The sequence below is a fragment of the Lysinibacillus sp. EB106-09-02-XG168 genome (assembly GCF_058791475.1).
The window spans coordinates 1,144,668-1,166,073 of sequence record NZ_JBYTDN010000003.1 but is presented as its reverse complement, the minus strand read 5'-3'; the positions used below and the strand labels follow the sequence as shown (position 1 = coordinate 1,166,073).

19 protein-coding genes are annotated in these 21,406 nt (G+C 38.5%); all 19 read right to left on the bottom strand.

What is annotated here, in order from left to right:
* Window positions 1-11 precede the first annotated feature (11 nt).
* Window positions 12-320 carry a YlxQ family RNA-binding protein gene (locus AC3WSO_RS06395; RefSeq protein ID WP_053483263.1) on the bottom strand — a complete coding sequence of 103 codons (309 nt, stop codon included), beginning with the start codon at window positions 318-320 and terminating at the stop codon, window positions 12-14.
* Window positions 317-595: an RNase P modulator RnpM gene (gene rnpM, locus AC3WSO_RS06390; protein WP_349660885.1), complete on the bottom strand. Its 279-nt coding sequence runs from the start codon at window positions 593-595 to the stop codon at window positions 317-319. Before rnpM ends, AC3WSO_RS06395 begins: the two co-directional genes overlap by 4 nt.
* 186 nt (window positions 596-781) lie before the next feature.
* Window positions 782-1,921, bottom strand: a complete 1,140-nt coding sequence (gene nusA / locus AC3WSO_RS06385; RefSeq protein WP_492529648.1) for a transcription termination factor NusA — start codon at window positions 1,919-1,921, stop codon at window positions 782-784.
* Window positions 1,922-1,951: 30 nt separating this feature from the next.
* Window positions 1,952-2,422, bottom strand: a complete 471-nt coding sequence (gene rimP, locus AC3WSO_RS06380) for a ribosome maturation factor RimP (RefSeq protein WP_492529646.1) — start codon at window positions 2,420-2,422, stop codon at window positions 1,952-1,954.
* A 492-nt stretch (window positions 2,423-2,914) separates the two neighbouring features.
* Window positions 2,915-7,246, bottom strand: coding sequence for a PolC-type DNA polymerase III (locus AC3WSO_RS06375; RefSeq protein WP_492529644.1), 4,332 nt, complete (start codon window positions 7,244-7,246; stop codon window positions 2,915-2,917).
* Window positions 7,247-7,964: 718 nt separating this feature from the next.
* Window positions 7,965-9,671 (bottom strand): proline--tRNA ligase, encoded by a 1,707-nt coding sequence (locus AC3WSO_RS06370; RefSeq protein ID WP_492529642.1) that lies wholly within the window; start codon window positions 9,669-9,671, stop codon window positions 7,965-7,967.
* A gap of 347 nt (window positions 9,672-10,018) precedes the next feature.
* Complete coding sequence (gene rseP, locus AC3WSO_RS06365; protein ID WP_492529640.1) at window positions 10,019-11,281, bottom strand: RIP metalloprotease RseP; 1,263 nt, start codon at window positions 11,279-11,281, stop codon at window positions 10,019-10,021.
* Window positions 11,282-11,325: 44 nt separating this feature from the next.
* Window positions 11,326-12,471, bottom strand: a complete 1,146-nt coding sequence (gene dxr, locus AC3WSO_RS06360; RefSeq protein ID WP_492529638.1) for a 1-deoxy-D-xylulose-5-phosphate reductoisomerase — start codon at window positions 12,469-12,471, stop codon at window positions 11,326-11,328.
* Between the two features lie 166 nt (window positions 12,472-12,637).
* Window positions 12,638-13,435, bottom strand: a complete 798-nt coding sequence (locus AC3WSO_RS06355; RefSeq protein WP_492529636.1) for a phosphatidate cytidylyltransferase — start codon at window positions 13,433-13,435, stop codon at window positions 12,638-12,640.
* Entirely contained in the window at window positions 13,432-14,226 is a 795-nt protein-coding gene (gene uppS / locus AC3WSO_RS06350; RefSeq protein ID WP_079560490.1) for an undecaprenyl pyrophosphate synthase, read from the bottom strand. Before uppS ends, AC3WSO_RS06355 begins: the two co-directional genes overlap by 4 nt.
* 736 nt (window positions 14,227-14,962) lie before the next feature.
* Window positions 14,963-15,520 (bottom strand): ribosome recycling factor, encoded by a 558-nt coding sequence (gene frr, locus AC3WSO_RS06345; protein WP_492529634.1) that lies wholly within the window; start codon window positions 15,518-15,520, stop codon window positions 14,963-14,965.
* Complete coding sequence (pyrH, locus tag AC3WSO_RS06340) at window positions 15,520-16,245, bottom strand: UMP kinase (RefSeq protein ID WP_249073104.1); 726 nt, start codon at window positions 16,243-16,245, stop codon at window positions 15,520-15,522. Before pyrH ends, frr begins: the two co-directional genes overlap by 1 nt.
* Window positions 16,246-16,557: 312 nt before the next feature.
* Window positions 16,558-17,445 (bottom strand): translation elongation factor Ts, encoded by an 888-nt coding sequence (gene tsf / locus AC3WSO_RS06335; RefSeq protein ID WP_492529632.1) that lies wholly within the window; start codon window positions 17,443-17,445, stop codon window positions 16,558-16,560.
* Between the two features lie 101 nt (window positions 17,446-17,546).
* Window positions 17,547-18,266 carry a 30S ribosomal protein S2 gene (rpsB, locus tag AC3WSO_RS06330; RefSeq protein ID WP_132357415.1) on the bottom strand — a complete coding sequence of 240 codons (720 nt, stop codon included), beginning with the start codon at window positions 18,264-18,266 and terminating at the stop codon, window positions 17,547-17,549.
* A gap of 157 nt (window positions 18,267-18,423) precedes the next feature.
* Entirely contained in the window at window positions 18,424-19,014 is a 591-nt protein-coding gene (locus AC3WSO_RS06325) for a hypothetical protein (protein ID WP_492529630.1), read from the bottom strand.
* 9 nt (window positions 19,015-19,023) lie between these two features.
* Complete coding sequence (locus AC3WSO_RS06320; RefSeq protein ID WP_492529628.1) at window positions 19,024-19,332, bottom strand: RNA polymerase subunit sigma; 309 nt, start codon at window positions 19,330-19,332, stop codon at window positions 19,024-19,026.
* Between the two features lie 36 nt (window positions 19,333-19,368).
* Window positions 19,369-20,139, bottom strand: a complete 771-nt coding sequence (locus AC3WSO_RS06315) for a FliA/WhiG family RNA polymerase sigma factor (RefSeq protein WP_492529626.1) — start codon at window positions 20,137-20,139, stop codon at window positions 19,369-19,371.
* A 387-nt stretch (window positions 20,140-20,526) separates the two neighbouring features.
* Window positions 20,527-20,901 carry a hypothetical protein gene (locus tag AC3WSO_RS06310; RefSeq protein WP_492529624.1) on the bottom strand — a complete coding sequence of 125 codons (375 nt, stop codon included), beginning with the start codon at window positions 20,899-20,901 and terminating at the stop codon, window positions 20,527-20,529.
* On the bottom strand, window positions 20,901-21,404 hold the full coding sequence (locus AC3WSO_RS06305; RefSeq protein ID WP_079560865.1) for a chemotaxis protein CheD: 504 nt from the start codon (window positions 21,402-21,404) through the stop codon (window positions 20,901-20,903). Before AC3WSO_RS06305 ends, AC3WSO_RS06310 begins: the two co-directional genes overlap by 1 nt.
* Window positions 21,405-21,406 lie beyond the last annotated feature (2 nt).

Here is a 21,406-nt window from a genome sequence, read left to right as displayed (position 1 = left end):
CTCACCCCCGATTATTTTTCGTTGAGTAGACTAGACAATTTACTTGCAAAACCTTTATCGGTAATAGCTAAAGCCACTCGGGCCTCCTTACCTGTAGCATGTCCTAGATCATAACGATCACCAATTACATGATACTCAACGTTGTAGTACGTGCATTTATCTTGAATTTTTTTGCTAGAGTTTTTAGAAGCATCGTTTGCAAGCAGTACTAGCTTAGCATTACCATTGCGGACTTCCTTTACTACTAACTCTTCTCCTGAAATCACTTTACGGGCTCTTGCCGCTATTCCAAGCAAATTATGCACTGCTTGATTGATCATAATATAGACTCCCTACGAATCAACAAAATAAGTTCTTCGTAGATTTCTTCAGGGATTTTTACATCAAGTTGATGCCCTAAAACATTTTTCTTACGGGCGATTTCAATCGCTTTCTCTGATTTAGAGACATAGGCACCACGTCCAGGTTTTTTCCCGGAAACATCTACGCTTACCTCGCCCTCTTTCGAACGAACGACACGAATCATTTCTTTCTTTGGTAACATTTCTCCAGTCGCTACACATTTTCGAAGAGGCACTTTTTTATTAATAGCCATAAGAATCACCTTTCCTCTCTGAAGCTTGTCGTAAGAGGTGGACTAGCCGTGCACTACATTGGTTATATACTTGCATTTTAATTAAATACCGTACTATTTTCAATTGTAGGCTCTGCCATTATTCAGTCGGCGCAGCCCAACGCCTACTGAATAATGGAAGTTAACTAGTCACACGGGCTTTCTTACTTATTCTTCGTCGTCTTGATATAAGTCAACTGTCACATCATCAAAATCACTTTCTTCATCCTTAGCAGGTATGAAAGTGCTTGTAGCAGATGGATAAATACCTAACTCACGAGCATCTGTTTCACTCTTAATATCAATTTTCCAGCCAGTTAACTTTGCAGCTAAACGAGCATTTTGACCACGTTTACCAATTGCTAATGATAATTGATAGTCTGGAACAACAACTGTAGTAGATTTTTCTTCTTCATCTACTTGAACATCTAAAACCTTTGATGGGCTAAGAGCATTTGCTACAAATACAACTGGATCTTCTGACCATTCAACGATATCGATTTTTTCGCCGTTCAATTCATTAACAATTGTTTGCACACGAGCACCTTTTGCCCCTACACATGAACCTACTGGATCTACTTCTTCGTTATGTGCATGAACAGAGATCTTAGAACGGTCGCCTGCTTCACGAGCAATTGATTTAATTTCTACGATACCTTCGTAGATTTCAGGTACTTCCATTTCAAATAAGCGGCGTAATAAACCAGGATGTGTACGTGAAACAATTACTTGCGGTCCGCGTGTTGTACGTTCAACCTTTGTAATATAGACCTTGATGCGGTCGTGTGGATGATATGTTTCACCTTGAATTTGTTCGTTTTGTGGTAATGCAGCCTCTACTTTTCCTAGACCTACGTAAATATTACGAGCATCTAGACGCTCAACTACTCCCGTTACGATATCATCTTCACGGTCCACATATTGCTCGTAAATCAAGCCACGTTCTGCTTCGCGCACTCGTTGTGTAACAACTTGTTTCGCTGTCTGTGCAGCAATTCGACCAAAGTTTCGAGGTGTCACTTCCTGCTCCACGATATCTTCTAATTGATATGCAGGATTGATTGCCTTAGCATCTTCTTCAGAGATTTGTAAACGATCATCTTCTACTTCTTCAACAACATCTTTACGTGAAAAGACACGAATAGAGCCCTTATCTAAATTTAAGTCCACACGAACATTTTGTGCTTGATTGAAGTTGCGTTTGTAAGCTGTAACTAATGCCGCTTCTATTGCTTCAATTAACACATCTCTTGAAATTCCTTTTTGTTCTTCTAGCGCATTTAGCGCATCTAACAAATCACTACTCATTTTATTTTCACTCCTAAATATGCATTATGCTTAAAAATCGATGGCAAGTCGTGCCAATGCGATTTTTTCTTGTTCAATTGTTACTGTAATTTTACGCGTTTTAATGCGTACTTCCATTACTAATATATGTTCATCGTATGACGTTAAGTAGCCTTGGAATTCCTTCATGTCCTTAATGGGCTCATAAGTTTTAACATAAATAAATTTGCCAATTGCTTTTTCAAAATCAGTGTCTTTTTTCAATGGACGTTCTGCTCCAGGTGAAGAAACTTCTAAATAATAGTTTTGTGTAATTGGATCATTTTCATCCAATAGCAAACTTAGTCGTTCACTAACTTGAGCACATTGTTCAATGTCAATTCCACCTTCAGGTGTATCCACATAAACACGTAAAAACCAGTTACGTCCTTCTTTTACGAACTCGACATCTACAAGCTCAAGATTCAACTCTTCAACAATCGGTTTAGCGAGCTCTTCAATTAAAGATGGTACTTTGCTCATTGTTTCCTCCTGTATCTATCAAATTCTGGCGTAATAAAACAGAAATTCCACCAGTAGCTTTGGTGAAATTTAACGGTCTTACCTGCTGTTAGTCAAAAATTTGTTTTGCTACGGTATAACAACAGAAAAGAGCGGGAAGGTCCCACTCTTTTGCTGGAAAAATATCAACAAATTATTACCATAAGGATAGCATAGTTTACAGCACAATGCAAATTTCCTTTTTCTAGCCATCTAATCGATTATGCCTTGACATAATTATGTCCAGAAATCAAAATTGCGCTTAAATTAAGCCCTCAATACAACGTGGGGTTGATTTCCGTTCCAGCTCGGCACTTTTCTAGAGTTACCAAGCCTTGCCTTCAATCAACTTATATACTTGGTATACATTTTAACTAATGTCATCCTCAACTTTTATTAGCCTTAATTTGAGCAAAAGGCAGAGAAGTTATTCGTGTGATGGATGAAGATGCCTTCAAGCTAACTTTCGAAATTTTAGAAAAGTGATAACTGATTGGCATCAGGCATTCCTTCTAAACAACCCAATTGATCCATGTATTCTATTAATGTTTTGGATACACGACCTCGTTGCTGTAAATCTTCCTTCGATAAAAATTCTCCGTCCTCACGTGCTGCCACAATTTGTTTAGCAACGTTTGTACCAAGTCCAGGAATCGCATCGAATGGTGGAATTAAAGAGTTCCCATCAATGATAAATTCACTTGCCTGCGAACGATATAAGTCGACTTTCTGGAAGCTCATACCACGCTCACACATTTCAAGTGCTAATTCCATTACAGTTAATAGGTTTTTCTCTTTTGTTGAAGCATCTAAGCCTTTCAGATTGATTTCATCAATTTTTGTACGAATCATTTGCGGACCTTGTACCATGGCAATTAAATCAAAATCATCTGCACGAACTGTGAAATACGCTGCGTAATAAAGGGTTGGGAAATGTACCTTAAACCATGCAATACGCACTGCCATTAACACGTACGCGGCAGCATGGGCTTTCGGGAACATGTATTTTATCTTTTTACATGATTCGATATACCAGCCTGGTACTTTATTCGCTAGCATTTCCGCTTCAAATTCGTCAGATAATCCTTTCCCTTTACGCACGGATTCCATAATTTTAAACGCCAGTGACGGTTCTAGATCTTGATAAATTAAATAGACCATAATATCGTCACGACAGCCAATTACTTCTTTCAGCACACATGTACCATTTTGAATTAACTCTTGCGCGTTACCAAGCCATACGTCTGTTCCGTGTGATAGTCCTGAAATTTGCACGAGCTCCGAGAATGTTGATGGCTTTGTATCTTCAAGCATTTGGCGTACAAAACGGGTACCGAACTCAGGAATGCCAAGTGTTCCTGTTTTACAGCCAATTTGTTTTTCAGTTACGCCTAAAGATTCTGGCGAACTAAAGATTTTCATAACGACTGGATCATCTGTTGGAATGGTTTTTGGATCTATCCCTGATAAATCCTGCAACATCCGAATCACAGTCGGATCATCGTGCCCCAGTATATCAAGCTTTAAAATATTATCGTGAATGGAATGGAAATCAAAGTGCGTTGTACGCCATTCTGCATCTTGTGCATCCGCAGGGAATTGTACTGGTGAGAAATCAAAAATATCCATATAATCTGGTACTACGATAATTCCTCCAGGGTGCTGTCCTGTTGTTCGTTTTACGCCTGTACAGCCTTGCACTAAACGATCTACCTCGGCACCGCGGAAATGTAGGTTGTTATCATTGGCATAGCCCTTTACGTAGCCATACGCTGTTTTCTCTGCGACTGTACCGATTGTTCCTGCACGATATACATAATCTTCACCGAATAATACCTTCGTATAATTATGGGCTTGTGGTTGATATTCTCCGGAGAAATTCAAATCGATATCAGGTACCTTGTCTCCTTTAAATCCAAGGAACGTTTCGAATGGGATATCTTGCCCATCCTTTTTATACGGTGAGCCACATTCCGGACAATCTTTATTTGGTAAGTCATAGCCTGAGCTTACTGAACCATCATTAAAAAACTCTGAATGTTTACAATCTGGACAAATATAATGAGGAGGAAGTGGATTTACTTCAGTAATCTCCATAAATGTCGCCACTAATGAAGATCCAACTGAACCACGGGAACCTACTAAATAGCCATCAGCTAATGATTTTTTCACAAGCTTCGCTGAAATTAAGTATATTACTCCAAAACCATGGCCTAAAATCGACTTTAATTCCTTTTCAATTCGTGCCTTCACGATTTCAGGTAGCTCTTCTCCGTATATACTATGAGCCATTTCATAGGTTAAATTTGTGACCTCATCATCTGAGCCTTCAATTTTTGGTGTGTATAAATCATCTTTAATGGGCTTAACATCACCAATCATATTTGCGACTTTTTGAGAGTTGGTAACAACTACTTCTTTCGCGAGATCCGGACCTAAAAAATCAAATTCTTTAAGCATTTCATCCGTCGTTCTGAAATGAACTTCAGGCAGCTTCGATCTATTTAATATGTTGGCACCACCTTGAGAGCCAATTAGTATTTGTCTAAACATTCCATCTGTCGGATCTAAGTAATGAACATTACCGGTTGCTACAACGGGTTTATCCATTTTCTTCCCAAGCTTTACGAGCTTGCGAATAATATCTTCAAGTGTCCATTCATCACGTACGACATTGCGCTCAATTAGCGGTGCATACACGGCCTTTGGTTGAACTTCAATATAATCATAGAATCTCGCAATCTGCTCTGCTTCCTCTGGAGATTTATTCATCATTGTCTCAAATAATTCACCATTATTACAACCTGATCCGATTAATAATCCTTCTCTATATTGTTCTAGGACCGCTCGTGTTACTCGAGGTACTCGATAGAACGTTTTTGTATGGGAGTGAGTGACTAATTTAAATAAATTTTTTAGTCCAGCATTGTCTACTGCTAATATTGTGCAATGCATTGGTCGTCCTTTTTTATAAGCATCCCCGCCCCCGATATGCTTATTAAAGTCGTCGTGATATTTAATACCTAATTCATCTGCATCTTTTAACAGCTGTAAAAGTAAGAAGCCAGTTGCTTCTGTATCATAAATAGCTCGGTGATGCTGAGTTAAATCAATATTGAATTTTTTACACAGTGTATTTAAACGATGGTTTTTCATCGTTGGATAAAGTAATCGGGCTAACTCCAACGTATCAATAACTGGATGAATTGTTCCCTCTAGTCCATATTTTTTATAGCCTGTGTATAAGAAGCCAATATCAAATGATGCATTATGGGCTACTACTATGCCATCCCCGATAAATGCATGGAACTCCTTAATGACTTGTTCCACTTCTGGCGCGTTACGTACCATATCATCTGTAATGCCTGTCAGTTCAATGGTCGTCGCTGAAAGTGGGTGATGAGGATTGGCAAAGCTTTCGTATTTGTCGATTACCTGCCCATCTTTAATTTTCACCGCGGCAAGCTCAATGATTGTATCGTAAGCAGTAGATAGACCTGTCGTCTCTACGTCAAACACGACATAAGTATCATCATCTAATAATCGGTGCTCAGGTGCATAAGCAATCGGTACACCATCATCTACTAAATTCGCTTCCAAACCATAAATAACTTTTATACCATGTTTCTTCCCTGCTGCATAAGCCTCTGGGAAGGATTGTACAACAGCATGGTCGGTAATAGCTACGGCTGGGTGACCCCACTTCGCAGCCTGAGAAACAAGTCTATCAACTGGTGTTACAGCGTCCATTGTGCTCATTGGTGTATGCAAATGCAATTCAACCCGTTTTTCTCCCTCTGGCGCCTTATCCTGTCTTGTTTCTTTTTTGATTTCATTAATATCGTTTGCCATAACGATTAAATCACGAATGAATGTGTCAGTTTGTACGGAGCCTCGAACTTTTACCCACATACCCTTTTTCAAATGTTGCATAAGTTCCGCATCATCATTATCACGTGAGAACATTTTTACAACGATGGAATCCGTATAGTCGGTAATTTTAATTTGCAATAAAGAACGACCGCTTTTCAGCTCTTTAACTTCTGCATCAAATACAAAGCCTTCAATAATCACACGACGTTCTTCCTCAACAATGCGTTTAATTTCCATTGTTTCATCATCTTTAATTAACATACCAAGTTGGAATGGTCGATCACCAAGATTCGCAATAGCAGGATTTTCTTTCTTCTCCTTCTCACGTTTTTGGTAATCTTCTATCGCTTGCTGAGCTAAAGCAGCTTCTTCTATACGCCTCTGTTCCATGAAAGCTTCCTGTGCCGCAATCATTTCTTCTGTTTGATCTTGGAGCACGAAATCTAACACAATATGTGGAAAGCCAAACTGACTATAGCTTGCAGAAAGCTTTTCTGCATACTTTGTTTTCAGCATCATAAATTCCATTTCCTGCATGCAGGATAATGTAATTTTTTGCCCATTCCACATAGGCACTTGCGATACTAGGCAATCTTTCAAAGTGGGCGCCATCTCATCGATTTGCTCTACTACTGTTAACCAATATTGTTGGACTAGCTCCTCCGTCACATTTTTCTCTTCCGTATCAAAAGTTGTGTGGATTTCAGCGATAGCTGAAAATTTCTCTGCTAAACGGGTACGAAAAAGTTGGTATAGTGAAAAAGGAAGTATATCTCGTAATTTAATGGAAAAATTCCATAGCCTGTTCTTTTTGTGTACAGTTAGTCGTGATAATTCACCTTTCTCAAAAAAGGACATATATACATCATCTGTTAGTTCTAGTTGTTGCAAGAGCATTTGAAACCTTGCTCTTGCTTCTTGTTGCTGTTCCAATCTATTGACACCTACTTTCAAAAAGAGGCAATCTTACATGCCCCATATTTTTTCCTCACCAACGTCTTTTGCCCGAGGGATCGAAGCGATCTCGAGGATGTAGCCCTTTAGCCTAGACGGAAAAAAATTCGCACCATTTCCACGGGCGACCGTTAAGCCTCACAAATCCTAAACATCTATGAATTCATGCTTGGCTCGCTGTCCCCGAGAAGTGGCGCGAATTTTTTATCTATTTAATACCTTTGGGACAGAGGTCCTTCTTAAAAATCAATTATGCCTCGGCGTAATTGCGTCAGGAATCGGCTTTGTGCTTAGGCCTGCGTGAGGGACGACACGATGTCGGTCATTTCGGTAATGCTACAGAACGTGGAGTTTTTACCGATGCAGGTCAGTTAGCCTTTATCACACGCATGCGATGATTTTAGGCTGACATCCCCTAAGAACTCATTACCTATTCCGTGACATCCGGAGGCTTTGGTCCAACAGATGTTTTTTGCGCGAAAGCGTAGTGCTAACGCATCGTCAGCAAAGGGTTTTTCCTGTGCGAAAGCGAAGCGTCAGCAACAGCACGATGTTGGTCACACAGTCGTTGCCACAGGACGTGGCGCTCTTAGACTGAGTTCCTCAATTCAGCGAGCGTTGGGATATCCACTGAAAAGTAGCTTAAACCCGCATTCATCTCACTAACATAGTTGTGATAGATTTTCGCTGAAAGGAGTTAATGTTTGCGGAAAAATTCATTTAAGCGATCGATGACCTCTTCTTTTTTCCATTCGAACGTTTCACCTGTTTGACGGAATTTAACCTCAACAATACCTTCAGTTGCTTTTTTACCTACTGTTACACGGACAGGTAAGCCAATTAAGTCAGCATCTGCGAATTTAACCCCTGCACGCTCTGCACGGTCATCTAATAGCACATCATAACGGTATGATTTCAATAAACCGTATAGCTCATCAGCTAATGCAACTTGTGATTCATCTTTTGTATTAACAGGTACAACGTGAATATCATAAGGAGCTAATTGTGTTGGCCAAACAAAACCATTTTCATCTTGGAAATGCTCTGCCACAGCAGCTAAAATACGTGATACTCCTATACCATAGCATCCCATAATAAATGGCTGTGCCTTACCTTGCTCGTCTAAGAATGTACCATTCATTTTTTCAGAGTAAGTTGTTCCTAATTTGAAAATATGACCAACCTCGATACCTTCTGCAAATTTGATAATACCTTGTCCATCTGGAGATGGATCACCCTCTTGAATAAAACGAATATCTAAGTATTCATTCACTGCAAAATCACGCTCTGGATTTACATTTACTAAATGGAACCCATCCTCATTTGCACCGGCTACACCGTTACGAATCGATTTAATTGCATTGTCTGCTACAACTTTTACGTCTACTGGTAATTTAACAGGACCGATTGAACCAACTCCACAGCTTAATAAATTGCGGATTGCCTCTTCACTAGCAAGTTCAACAGAACCAGCATCAAGTGCATTTTTCAGTTTAATATCATTAATTTCGTGATCTCCACGAGCAAGAACAACAACTAATTCGCCATCTACGTCAAATACTAATGACTTGATGACATTTGAAGAGTCAACATTTAAGAAAGCTGATACTTCTTCGATCGTTTTTTGATCTGGTGTTGCCACTTTTTCAAGGTCTTTTAATGCTGTATCTGATGGTTGATAGTCTACAAGAACTTCTGCCATTTCAATGTTCGCAGCATAGTCAGATGTATCAGAATATGCAATTGTATCTTCCCCTATTTCAGAAAGCACCATAAATTCATGTGTACCTTTCCCACCAATTGAGCCTGCATCTGCAATAACTGCACGATAGTTTAAACCAAGACGAGAGAAAATATTTGAATAGGCACGATACATATCATCATATGTTTCATCTAAACTTTCACGTGATGCATGGAAAGAATACGCATCTTTCATAATAAACTCTCTGCCTCGTAGTAAACCAAAGCGAGGACGCTTTTCATCACGGAATTTAGTTTGAATTTGATAAAGCGTTAACGGTAATTTTTTATATGATTTAATTTCATCACGTACTAAAGTTGTAATCACTTCTTCATGAGTTGGCCCTAATGCGAAATCACGGTTATGACGATCCTTTAAACGCATTAATTCTGGACCATATTTTTCCCAGCGACCTGACTCCTGCCATAGTTCTGCAGATTGTAATGAAGGCATTAAAAGTTCAATTGAATTGATTGCTTCCATCTCTTCACGAACAATATTTTCTATTTTTGTTAACACACGTTTTGCAAGCGGTAAATACGAGTATACCCCACTTGTATTTTGACGAATAAACCCTGCACGCAGTAATTGCTTATGTGATTTTACCTCTGCATCAGCAGGTACTTCACGTAGCGTTGGGATAAATGTTTTACTTTGCTTCATTCAGTGTTCCACCTTTTTTAATAAATAAGTTTTATACTCTAATTAGCATAAACAAATTTAGCTTTGAACGCAATGTTTCAAAAAAAATGCGCTCAAAGCTATGTTTTCAATCACTTTTCACCTTGGCGTAATTGCACAGTCGCCTAGGCTTCTACAAAATATGTTTTTTTGAAAAACTTAACTTAACTTCATTTATTTAGATCAATTATGCCAGCATAATTGCGACCGAAATCCGCCGGAGGCTTTGGGCCAACGTGATGTTGGTCACTCAGTCGTTGCCACAGGACGTGGCGTTCTTAGACTGAGTTCCTCTATTTCAGCAGATATTTGGCATCTGCTGAAATAAGTTAAAAGAAAAATCTTTGGATATCATTCCATGTAACTACGACCATTAAAATCATTAATAGTACGATACCTACAAAATGCACAAGACCCTCTTTTTGACGATCAATTGGTTTGCCTCTTACTGCTTCGAAGCCGAAGAACAATAGACGACCACCGTCAAGTGCTGGAAGCGGTAATAAATTCATAATTCCAAGGTTAATACTTAACATCGCAGCCCAATTCATTAAATTGATGAATCCATATTGAGCTACCTGCTCTGTCGCTTTATAAATGCCTACTGGACCTGATAACGCATCTATCGTGAATTTACCGGTAATTAACATACCAAGCAATTCAAATATTCGAGCAGTCATAGTATACGTTTCTTGAGCGCCATAAACAACAGCCTTTAACGGATTAAATTCACGTGGGCTCTCATACTTAACCCCTATTTGACCGTATTTTTCGCCATTTTGTTCTACTTCTTTAACCGTCATATTTAAGTTAACTCGCTGACCATTTCGTTCAACTGTAACATTAACATTTTCGCCTGGATGATCTTGTACAATGGCAGCTAAATCTTGCCATTTTTCAACTGCTTGTCCGCCAATGTCAACTACTTTATCACCTGCAAGCATGCCTGCCTGTGCAGCTGGATCATTTTCCACAACTTCTGTTATGATTGGCTCATACGTAGGCACACCATTAATTAATCCAATTAGCAAATAAATAACAAAAGCTAATATAAAGTTAAATAACGGACCAGCAAAGATTGTCATAGCACGTTGACCGACTGTTTTAGCGTTAAATTGACGATCATATGGTGCGATTAACGTTTCTTTACCGTTTTCTACGAGCATACAATCTCTTGCAACATTATAACGAACTAATTTTTCTTCTTCATCATAGCCTTCTACAAACAATTCTTTTTCTAAATCGGCACGCTCAACTTCTAAAAATAATAAATCTGGTAGTTGCTTATTATTTTGATTAAAGATTATTTTCTTTACAACATTATCTTCATCTACAATAAGCCCTACTCGGTAACCCGGCTGTAGTTCGGTACCATCCATGTCCTCACCAGCCATACGAACGTAACCACCAATTGGCAATAAACGTATTGTATAGATTGTTTCACCGTGTGTTTTCCCATAAATTTTTGGTCCCATACCGATTGCAAATTCTCGAACCATAATGCCTGCTCGTTTCGCAAACAAGAAGTGACCAAATTCATGAAAGAATACAAGTAGGCCAAATATTAAAATAAATGCAATAGCTGTTTGCATAATACCCCACCTTTAAAAGCGAATAGTTAACATATCTTCTCTCTTTATTTTACCATGTTTAACACTGTTTTTCTTGTTTCACTGTCTACATGCAAAATCGTTTGCAAATCTGGAACTACTATATTGTTATGTTCTTGCATTACACGCTCAATCGTTTCATCAATTTCAAGGAATGTTATTTTCCCTTGTAAAAATGCCGCAACTGCCGCTTCATTCGCTGCGTTCATCGCTGTTAAAATTGTACCGCCTGTGCGCCCAGCCTCATATGCTAGACGTAATGCTGGATAACGTTCAAAATCCATTTCTTTAAAATGAAGTTGACCAATTTGTGCTAAATTAAGTCGTTGTCCGTTATGCAGTGGCATACGATCTGGATAGCTTAATGCATATTGGATAGGTACACGCATGTCCGGCGTACCTAGCTGTGCAATGACACTAGTATCATGATACTCAACTAAGGAGTGAATAATACTTTCTCTATGCAAAAGTACATCTATTTTTTCATAGGGCATATCAAATAAGACATGTGCTTCAATAACTTCTAGTCCTTTATTCATCATTGTAGCTGAATCAATCGTAATTTTTGCACCCATTGACCAATTCGGGTGGTTTAATGCATCTGCAACCGTAACATGCTTCAATTCCTCGCGTGTTTTGTCACGGAAGCTACCACCAGAAGCTGTAATAATTAATCGTTCAATATTTTTCGGATTCTCACCATTCATCGATTGGAAAATCGCAGAATGCTCACTATCTACTGGTAAAATTGTTGCATTATATTTCTTGGCCTCTGCCATTACTAAATGTCCAGCGGTTACAAGCGTTTCTTTATTAGCAATGGCAATTGTTTTGCCCATGCGAATAGCAGCTAATGTCGATTCTAGTCCAACGCTTCCAAGAACCGCGTTTACAAGCACCGTTGAATCAGGATGTGTAGCAACCTCAACAAGCCCTTTTGCACCAAACGTAAACTGTACTTGTGGATATTCTTTAGCGAGCATAACTGCATCTTCTTCTAATTGAACAGATACAAGCTCTGGCTTTAAAGTTTCAATCATTTCACGCGTTTTTTCGATATTTTTTCCTGAAGAAAACGCTACTAAATGAAAGGCATCGCGTTGTTCTTTTAAAATATCATAGGTTTGCCAACCGATTGAACCAGTTGCACCAAGTAAACTAATTTTTTTCACGACAAATTGTCCCCTTTTTCTATCTCAGCAAATGATATAGCACGATTATTACCACTCCGTTTAGAGGAAAATGCTATTATTATGGCTCATCATCAGATCGTAGAGTTAATCTCGGTTCCGACTGGGCGCTTTTTAAAGGCGTCCGATGAGCACCTATTGTTTTTAGTTACCAAAAAAGATGTAATAAATGTAGTAAAGGCACGACGAATAGCAGACTATCAAAGCGGTCTAAAATACCGCCATGCCCAGGTAAAATATTTCCTGAATCCTTTACGTCAAAATGTCGCTTTATAGCAGATTCCACTAAATCGCCCATTTGCCCAATAATTGACGCAATGATTGTGATGAAAATAAGTGAGACATAACCATTTGCAAATGGATAAATTGCTTGCATCGCGACAGCAAAGATTACAGCAATGACAATGCCACCTACAAAACCTTCCACAGTTTTCTTCGGTGAAATTTCAGGCCAAAGCTTATTTTTACCTAATTTTCTTCCAACAAAATATGCACCTGAGTCAGTTGTCCAAACTACTAGTAAACAATATACGACAAACTCTAGACCATAGTTTCGTGTTTCAATTAAGTAATGGAAACCTAATCCGACATACAACGCACCTAATAAAATAAATGCAACTTCATCGAATGTAATTTTATTTTTCACAAGGACAACGTAAATGAGCAATAGCATCATTAAACCATACACAACCATTAAATCAGAGGAATAGCCAATTGCTTCTACTACTTTACTTGACCAGCCCTTAGGTATAACAAGTAGTATTAATGTTAGTAGCCCTAAAAAACCAGGCACTGAAAAAAGTGAAATACCTTTCATTTTTAGTATTTCATAAAAGCCGACAACAGCCATTGCAAGCACAAGAATTGTAAATGGCACTTTTCCATAAATAACAAATGGAATAAATAGCGCTGCTGCAATTATTGCTGTGATAATTCGTTGTTTCAAGTTGTTCCTTCTCCCTTCAACCCACCGTAACGGCGATTACGTTTCTGATAGTTTTCCACCGCTTCCAGTAAGTTTTCCTCGCTAAAATCTGGCCACAATGTATTTGTAAACCAAAATTCGGTATAGGCGAGCTGCCATAACATAAAGTTGCTTAAGCGTACTTCACCACTTGTTCGAATTAATAAATCTGGCTCTGGCAGATGAGCCGTCATTAAATGAGATGTCAAACATTCTTCTGTTATTTCTTGCATCGTTAATTGACCATCCTGCACCTTTTGAAGCATTGTTCTCATGGCGCTAACCATTTCGGAACGACTTCCATAATTCAGAGCAAAATTTAATATTAATCCTGTATTATGTTTCGTTTCCTCCATCGCCTCATACAACGCTTTTTGCGTATGTGCAGGTAATAAAGATGGATCCCCTATCATTTCAACACGTACATTACGCTCCATCATTTCAGGTAAAAAGGAACCTAAAAATTCTACAGGTAAACGCATTAGAAAATCGACCTCAGGTTTTGGTCGCTTCCAATTTTCTGTAGAGAACGCATATACCGTTAAAACTTTAATACCTAAATCGGATGCAAATCTAGTTACCTTTCGGACTGTCTTCATACCTTCGTGGTGCCCAGCAACACGTGGCATGGCACGTTTCTTCGCCCAACGTCCATTTCCGTCCATAATAATCGCTACATGGGCAGGAATCGGCTCGTTTTTAGCAAGGGCAACACGTTCCTCCAATGATTGTGAATCCATATTTATTTGTTTACCTAATAGCTTTTTAAACATGCTAACTCCCCCACTACAACTAATCGGACGTATACTAACCTATCATAACAAATAAAAGCGCTTTTTGTCTTTTTTTCCCCTCTAAATTGACTATGTATGAACTATCTTATTTTAGAACTACACACATCTTAGGCTTATCACCATAACGTGGGGTTGATTTCCGTTCCGACCGGGAGTCCGATGAGCCGCTTCACTCGCTCTAGGGTCTCGGGCCAACAGATGTTTTTTGCGCGAAAGCGTAGTGCTAACGAAGCGGCAGCAGCACCGATGTTGGTCACGGAGGCGTTATCACAGGATGTGATGCTTTTAGCCTCCGTTCCTCTATCGCTAATCCCCAAGGAGTCGCCCAGTCGTAACGAAGATCAACTTATCCTCATGACATACGTTTTAACAAAATGTCATCCCCAACTTTTGGTTGATGATTCTTTTATAAAGAAAGGTTAGAAAACTTTTTCCACGCCCACTCAAGTATGATTATTAAGAGGTATTTCCCTTATCTCGTTCATTCCTCAATAATGTTTTTCTCTTCACGTAAAAAACAGTTCTTCTTAATCTTAAAAGAAAGAAAAAACAGATGAAAGGTATTTCCCTAAAAACAATTAAAGTTTAATGTATAAGACTTTACTAAATCTTTTACATAATCATTTAAAAGTAAAGAGAAAAGACGTCCTGATATGTATAGGACGCCTTCATCTCATCAAAAAGTTCCATCATAGATGTGCAAAGCAAATTATGCTTACACTTCTAAAATTTCTTTTTCTTTTTCTTTCGTTACTTGATCTACTTTAACAATGAAATCATCCGTTAATTTTTGAATATCTTCACCGTAGCCACGTAGACCATCTTCTGTGATTTCGCCAGCTTTTTCAAGTTTTTTCAGATCATCATTAGCATCGCGACGAACATTACGTACAGCGATTTTTGCATCCTCTGCTTCTTTTTTCACTTGCTTCACAAGATCTTTACGACGCTCTTCTGTTAAAGCCGGGATCATTAAACGAATAACAGATCCATCATTTGTTGGTGTAATACCAATATCTGATTTCATGATTGCTTTTTCGATTTCACCTAAGATTGTTTTATCGTAAGGTGTAATAACTAATAAGCGCGCTTCTGGCACCGAAACACCTCCAAGCTGATTAATCGGTGTTGGTGCACCATAATAATCAACCGTAATGCGATCTAATAGTGAAGCATTTGCACGGCCTGCACGGATTGAAGCTAGTTCACGTGAAAAAGCGGCAATTGTTTTGTTCATTTTTTCTTTAGCTTGTTCTAATACTTGTTTAGCCATTATGCGTTCCTCCTAACAACTGTTCCAATTTTCTCGCCTTGTACGGCACGTTTAATATTACCTGGTTCCGTAATTGAGAAGACAATTAACGGAATATCGTTATCCATACATAGAGTAGAAGCTGTTGAATCCATTACTTGTAAGCCCTGTTGAATAACGTCTAAGTATGTGAGTGTATCATATTTAACGGCAGTTGCATCTACTTTCGGATCTGCAGAATAAACACCATCTACATTATTTTTCGCCATTAAAATCGCATCTGCGTCGATTTCAGCAGCTCTTAATGCAGCTGTAGTATCCGTAGAGAAGAATGGGTTACCTGTACCTGCTGCAAAAATTACTACACGTTTCTTCTCTAGATGACGAACTGCTTTACGGCGAATGTATGGCTCTGCTACTTGTGTCATTACAATTGAAGATTGTACACGTGTTTCAATTCCTAATTTCTCCAGTGCATCTTGTAACGCTAAAGAGTTCATAACCGTTGCTAGCATACCCATATAGTCAGCTGCAGCACGATCCATTCCCATTTCGCTACCGATTTTTCCACGCCATATATTACCGCCACCTACAACAACAGCAACTTCTACATCAAGATCTACTACTTCTTTTACTTCTTCTGCAACAGCCTTGATTATTTTTGGTGATAAACCGAAGCCCGCTTCTCCAGCTAACGCTTCACCACTTAATTTAATAACTACTCGTTTATATTGTGGCACACTCATTGTAAACCTCCGTCAGACTTTATTTAAAACATCTCTATTCCCTTTTCCATTATAGTATAAATAACAATAATTTCTAGTTATGAATAAGGCAAAATAGAAAATTATGTGGCTCATTGCCATAAAGTTGGTTGATTTCCGTTCCAACTTATACATAGCATACGATTTAACAAATGTTATCCGCAACTTTTGGCGATGAGCCAATTATATCTTTTTTTCGCTAATTTCGGAAAAATAGGGAACACGCTATTGTGTTCCCCATTTTTTGTCTAGAAAATCTAGATATTATTTGATTAGGATCAAATGCAAGCTAAATTAGTTACCTTTAACTTGGCTCATTACTTCTTCAGCGAAGTTGTCTTCACGTTTTTCGATACCTTCACCAACAGCATAACGTACGAAGCCGTTTACTGAACCGCCAGTTGAAGCAACGAAATCACGTACTTTTTGATCTGAGTTTTTAACGAATGTTTGGTCAAGTAAGCAAACATCTTCGAAGTATTTACCAAGACGACCTTCAACCATTTTTGCTACGATGTTTTCTGGTTTACCTTCGTTAAGAGCTTGTTCAGTTAATACTTTACGCTCACGTTCAACTTCTTCAGCAGAAACTTCATCGCGAGAAACGTAAGTAGGGTTAATAGCTGCGATATGCATAGCAACATCTTTTGCAGCAGCAGCATCTGTAGAACCTTCTAAAGAAACTAATACACCGATACGACCGCCCATGTGTAAATAAGAACCGAATGCATCTGCATCAGTTTTTGTTTTCACTTCGAAACGACGAAGAGTAATTTTTTCACCGATTGTTGCAACTGCAGATGAAATTTGGTCAGCAATTTTCACACCTTCAGCATTTGCAAGCTCTAATGCAGCTTCAGCTGTTGCAGGTTTAGCAGCAAGTAATTGCTCAGCTAAAGAAGCAACTAATACTTGGAATTTATCATTTTTAGAAACGAAGTCAGTTTCAGCGTTTACTTCAAGGATGATTGCTTCGTTACCATTTTCTAAAATATAAGTTGTACCTTCCGCAGCGATACGGTCAGCTTTTTTAGCAGCTGAAGAAAGACCTTTTTCACGTAGGAAATCGATTGCAGCATCTAAATCGCCATCAGTTTGTACTAACGCTTTTTTACAATCCATCATTCCAGCGCCAGTTTTTTCGCGTAATTCTTTTACTAATTGTGCAGTAATGTTTGCCATTTAGTGTTTCCTCCTCAAATTGGTTATACAAATTTTAGTGATAGGTTCTAAAAAAGGTGATAAGGGTCCTGAGCCACTTATCACCTTTTTCTAAACGTGAATTACTCAGCAGCAGCTTCTACAGCTGGAGCTTCTTCTTCACCTTGTTTTGACTCGATTAAAGCGTCAGCCATTTTAGCAGTTAAAAGTTTAACAGCGCGAATAGCATCATCATTAGCAGGGATTACGTAGTCGATTTCATCTGGATCACAGTTTGTATCAACAATACCTACTAGAGGGATGTTTAATTTACGAGCTTCTGCAACAGCAATGCGTTCTTTGCGTGGGTCAACCACGAACATTACGTCTGGAAGATCGTGCATATCACGGATACCGCCTAAGAATTTGATTAGACGTTCGTGTTCTTTTTTAAGTTGGATTACTTCTTTTTTAGGTAGAACTTCGAAAGTTCCTTCTTCTTCCATTTTTTCGATTGCTTTCATACGTGCAACACGTTTTTGAATAGTACCGAAGTTTGTAAGAGTACCACCTAACCAACGTTGGTTGATGTAGTAGTTGCCTGAACGTTCAGCTTCATCTTTGATCGCTTCTTGTGCTTGTTTTTTCGTACCAACGAAAAGAACTTTACCACCGTCTTGACCAACTTGACGCATGAAGTCATAAGCTTCCTCTAATTTTTTAACAGTTTTTTGTAAGTCGATGATGTAGATCCCGTTACGCTCAACGAAGATATATTTCTTCATTTTTGGGTTCCAACGACGAGTTTGGTGACCGAAATGTACACCAGCTTCAAGTAATTGTTTCATAGAAATTACTGACATGTGTATTTCCTCCTAGTATGTTTGGTTTTTATCCTCCGCATTTATCACTTGCAACAAGCTACCCTAAGCTTAGAGCACCACTTACTACATCAAAATGCGTGTGTATTAATAACACCATTTGCAACTATATCATAGCTTTACCCTATTCGCAACTGTTTTAGTGATGAAATTTCAATAAAAGCTCAATTTCGGTTTTTCCTTTTTGAAGCTGTTTTGCAATTTCTTCTGATGTTTTACCTTGTTTCGCTAATTTAATAGCTTGTTGTTCCAATGTTAATGGCTTAGCTTCTTCCTTTTCAGTTGCCTCACTTGGTTGTTGGGCCGAATGTACCACCTTAGCTTCAGCTCCACTTTGCTGCTGACGAGAATAAGCATTGGCTACGATATTTTTGGGCACATAAATGCGCGGTTCCTGATCTAGACTAATAGAACCGTCTACTGTGCTTTCTTCCTTTGTCAGAGAAGATGGTTGTTCCTTCTCGTGTTGTCTCACAATCTGTTCTTCCTTTTCCACAGCATTCGTTTGAGTTTCAGACTCTGAAACTCTTTGCAGCTCTTGAATAAGGCGATCATTTTCATCTTTCATCTCAGCTAAATAGACACTGATGGTGTCATCCATTTCACGCATTAAGCGCTCCTGTTTTTTTTCTAAGTCCTTAAATTTTGCTAGCTTCGTATTTAGTATGATAAGGAAATAAAATGAAAGTAGCTGTAAAATAAATAGAACCGCAATTAGTATGATTGTCATAGTAAACTCCTATCCACTAAAATCCACGAAATTTCCTTTAAACGGATGCTGCGCTTGCTTTTCTCGCTTCTCGTTATCCTTATTTTTCTTTTTTCGAGTACCTTTTATATACTCGCCACCTGCTTCTTCATCTTCACTAATCCCATCCATACCCTCTGAAGTATTCACAACTTTTTGCTTGCGTTCTACTTCTTTTTTTAACGCTTCATTTGCATGTGCTTGCTGAGCCAAAGTTTGTTGTTGTGCCTGATCAGCCATTTTTCCTGCTTCAAATGTTTTGGGAATAGCTATTTGTAGTTCGACACCTTTTAAACTCATAAGACCCCTCCTTCAACGATATGTATATAAGGATTATTATGCATTAATCATTTCATTGGTTAATAATTTCCGTAGCTTTAATAGCGCCTTAGAGTGGATTTGTGAAATGCGTGATGTAGATAATTCAAGCATTTCTCCAATTTCTGTTAATGTTAATTCCTCTGTATAAAATAAACTAAGCACTAGCTGCTCCTTATCATTGAGCTTTTGGATATTTTCCGCTAAATCCCCAAGCAGTTCTGACTTAACGACAGCTTGCTCAGGTGTCTTCGTCGTATCATCACGAATAACAAATGACTTTCCATCAGTCTCCTCTTGATCTTGCTGCTCATTAATGGAAAGAACATTTGAAAAGAAATGCTCCTGTACAGTTTGATAAACTTCCTCAACAGGTAATGCCATATGTTCCGCGAGTTCCTCAGGTGTTACATGACGCATATATTTTTGTTCTAACTGCTCAATCTGTACATCTAACTTTTTCGCCTTTTCACGCGCTGATCGTGGCAACCAATCTTCTTTTCGTAAACCATCAATAATGGCTCCTCTTACTCTAAATGAAGCATATGTATCAAATTTCAAGTCTCTATTAATATCAAATTTATTCAACGCATCAAACAGACCTACCATACCTAAGCTCATTAAATCGTCTCGCGATACACTCTTTGGTAAGCTCGCCCCAATGCGTTGTACATGATAAGATACTAGCGAAATATATTTTTTTATAAGCAAATCACCTGCATCTGGATCACGTTCATTTATCCAGCGGTTCCACAGCTTTTGTTCATCGTTCAGAATTGGTTGTGTCATGTAATCCACCTCTCTAAGAAAAACGCATTTATGCGCCTGTTTACCACTGTCTTATATCAATACAAAAAACATTTGTAGCTGCCGTTTCACTTTCGCTACGTAAACATTTGTTGAAAGAAAATCCATTATGCCTCGGCATAAGCAACAAAGCGTTACTAGTTATTAGACCTTAACATAAAAAACCATCTAATTCTTCCCTATATTATAACAAGAATCGACTATAATTTCATTTGTTTCTCGTACCCTATCACAGATTCTTTACATTTTTGTGTCAGTATATGTTAGTTCGGATATCGTCAAAACCCATTAAAACAACCTAAGCTATAAAATAAGAATTTGCAAAAGAATTAAGATAACTAAAAAGAGCCGCTACTTGCGACTCCCTTTTTAAGCATTATTTAATTGTTGATCCGCTTCACGATTCATCATCGTTCGTACAGCCTGAGCAATCTCTTCCGAGTTTTCATCTTGAAACTCCACGGTTGAATTAGCCGTCGATGTTTCTTGATTTTCTTCCTCTGGATTCTCAGATCCGCTTTCTTCATGCTCACCTTCAACGAGTTCTTCATCGCTCTCAGGTGTGAATAAAACGTAAGCAATTAAAATTCTGACAATATACATGACGAAAAACATAATTATTCCCGCCACAAATGACCCTACGATAATACGTAGTGGTGTATAGGGTTTTAGAAATGTACTAAAAAAATATATAGAAAAGGCAATTAATGCGCCCCATAGGTTATAAAAAATAGAACCGAACATTATATTTCGCTCACTCCTTGGTTAACCGTTCGAATATGTAATGTCGAAGTCGCAGGATTAAATTCAATTGTTCTACCACTGTTGCCGCCTGTGTCTTCGGCAACTAAACGAATTCCATGACGCTTCAGCTCATGCTTTACAGCTTCTACATTACGTGGGCCGATGCGCATAGAGTCTTTATCTGAAGTGAATTGAAACATTTGCGCGCCACCCGCAATTTTTGCCTTTAGCTTGAATTTTTGAACGCCTTCTAACTTTAATAAGTCAATCATTGCCGCAATGCCTGTGTCAGCAAATTTAGCCACATTTATTGACTCTTGTCTACCTAAACTCGAATCTGGCAACATCACATGTATTAAACCAGCAATTTTTTTTGATTCATCATACAAAATGACTCCTACACAAGACCCAAGACCTGACGTTCTTATCGTATTCGGTAACTTCACTACATCCATTTGTGCAATTCCAACTTTTATAACTTGGCCATCACTACTGTTTAGCATCA

What these genes read in the sequence shown, in the direction of transcription:
- uppS (WP_079560490.1), bottom strand. Translation starts at nt 14,226, where the DNA reads ATGTTTAAAAAGCTATTAGGTAAACAAATAAATATGGATTCACAATCA.
- AC3WSO_RS06395 (WP_053483263.1), bottom strand. Translation starts at nt 320, where the DNA reads ATGATCAATCAAGCAGTGCATAATTTGCTTGGAATAGCGGCAAGAGCC.
- tsf (WP_492529632.1), bottom strand. Translation starts at nt 17,445, where the DNA reads ATGGCAAACATTACTGCACAATTAGTAAAAGAATTACGCGAAAAAACT.
- AC3WSO_RS06325 (WP_492529630.1), bottom strand. Translation starts at nt 19,014, where the DNA reads ATGACAATCATACTAATTGCGGTTCTATTTATTTTACAGCTACTTTCA.
- rnpM (WP_349660885.1), bottom strand. Translation starts at nt 595, where the DNA reads ATGGCTATTAATAAAAAAGTGCCTCTTCGAAAATGTGTAGCGACTGGA.
- AC3WSO_RS06370 (WP_492529642.1), bottom strand. Translation starts at nt 9,671, where the DNA reads ATGAAGCAAAGTAAAACATTTATCCCAACGCTACGTGAAGTACCTGCT.
- rseP (WP_492529640.1), bottom strand. Translation starts at nt 11,281, where the DNA reads ATGCAAACAGCTATTGCATTTATTTTAATATTTGGCCTACTTGTATTC.
- frr (WP_492529634.1), bottom strand. Translation starts at nt 15,520, where the DNA reads ATGGCTAAACAAGTATTAGAACAAGCTAAAGAAAAAATGAACAAAACA.
- nusA (WP_492529648.1), bottom strand. Translation starts at nt 1,921, where the DNA reads ATGAGTAGTGATTTGTTAGATGCGCTAAATGCGCTAGAAGAACAAAAA.
- rpsB (WP_132357415.1), bottom strand. Translation starts at nt 18,266, where the DNA reads ATGTCAGTAATTTCTATGAAACAATTACTTGAAGCTGGTGTACATTTC.
- pyrH (WP_249073104.1), bottom strand. Translation starts at nt 16,245, where the DNA reads ATGAGTGTGCCACAATATAAACGAGTAGTTATTAAATTAAGTGGTGAA.
- AC3WSO_RS06310 (WP_492529624.1), bottom strand. Translation starts at nt 20,901, where the DNA reads ATGTTCGGTTCTATTTTTTATAACCTATGGGGCGCATTAATTGCCTTT.
- AC3WSO_RS06320 (WP_492529628.1), bottom strand. Translation starts at nt 19,332, where the DNA reads ATGAGTTTAAAAGGTGTCGAACTACAAATAGCTATTCCCAAAACATTT.
- AC3WSO_RS06315 (WP_492529626.1), bottom strand. Translation starts at nt 20,139, where the DNA reads ATGACACAACCAATTCTGAACGATGAACAAAAGCTGTGGAACCGCTGG.
- rimP (WP_492529646.1), bottom strand. Translation starts at nt 2,422, where the DNA reads ATGAGCAAAGTACCATCTTTAATTGAAGAGCTCGCTAAACCGATTGTT.
- AC3WSO_RS06305 (WP_079560865.1), bottom strand. Translation starts at nt 21,404, where the DNA reads ATGCTAAACAGTAGTGATGGCCAAGTTATAAAAGTTGGAATTGCACAA.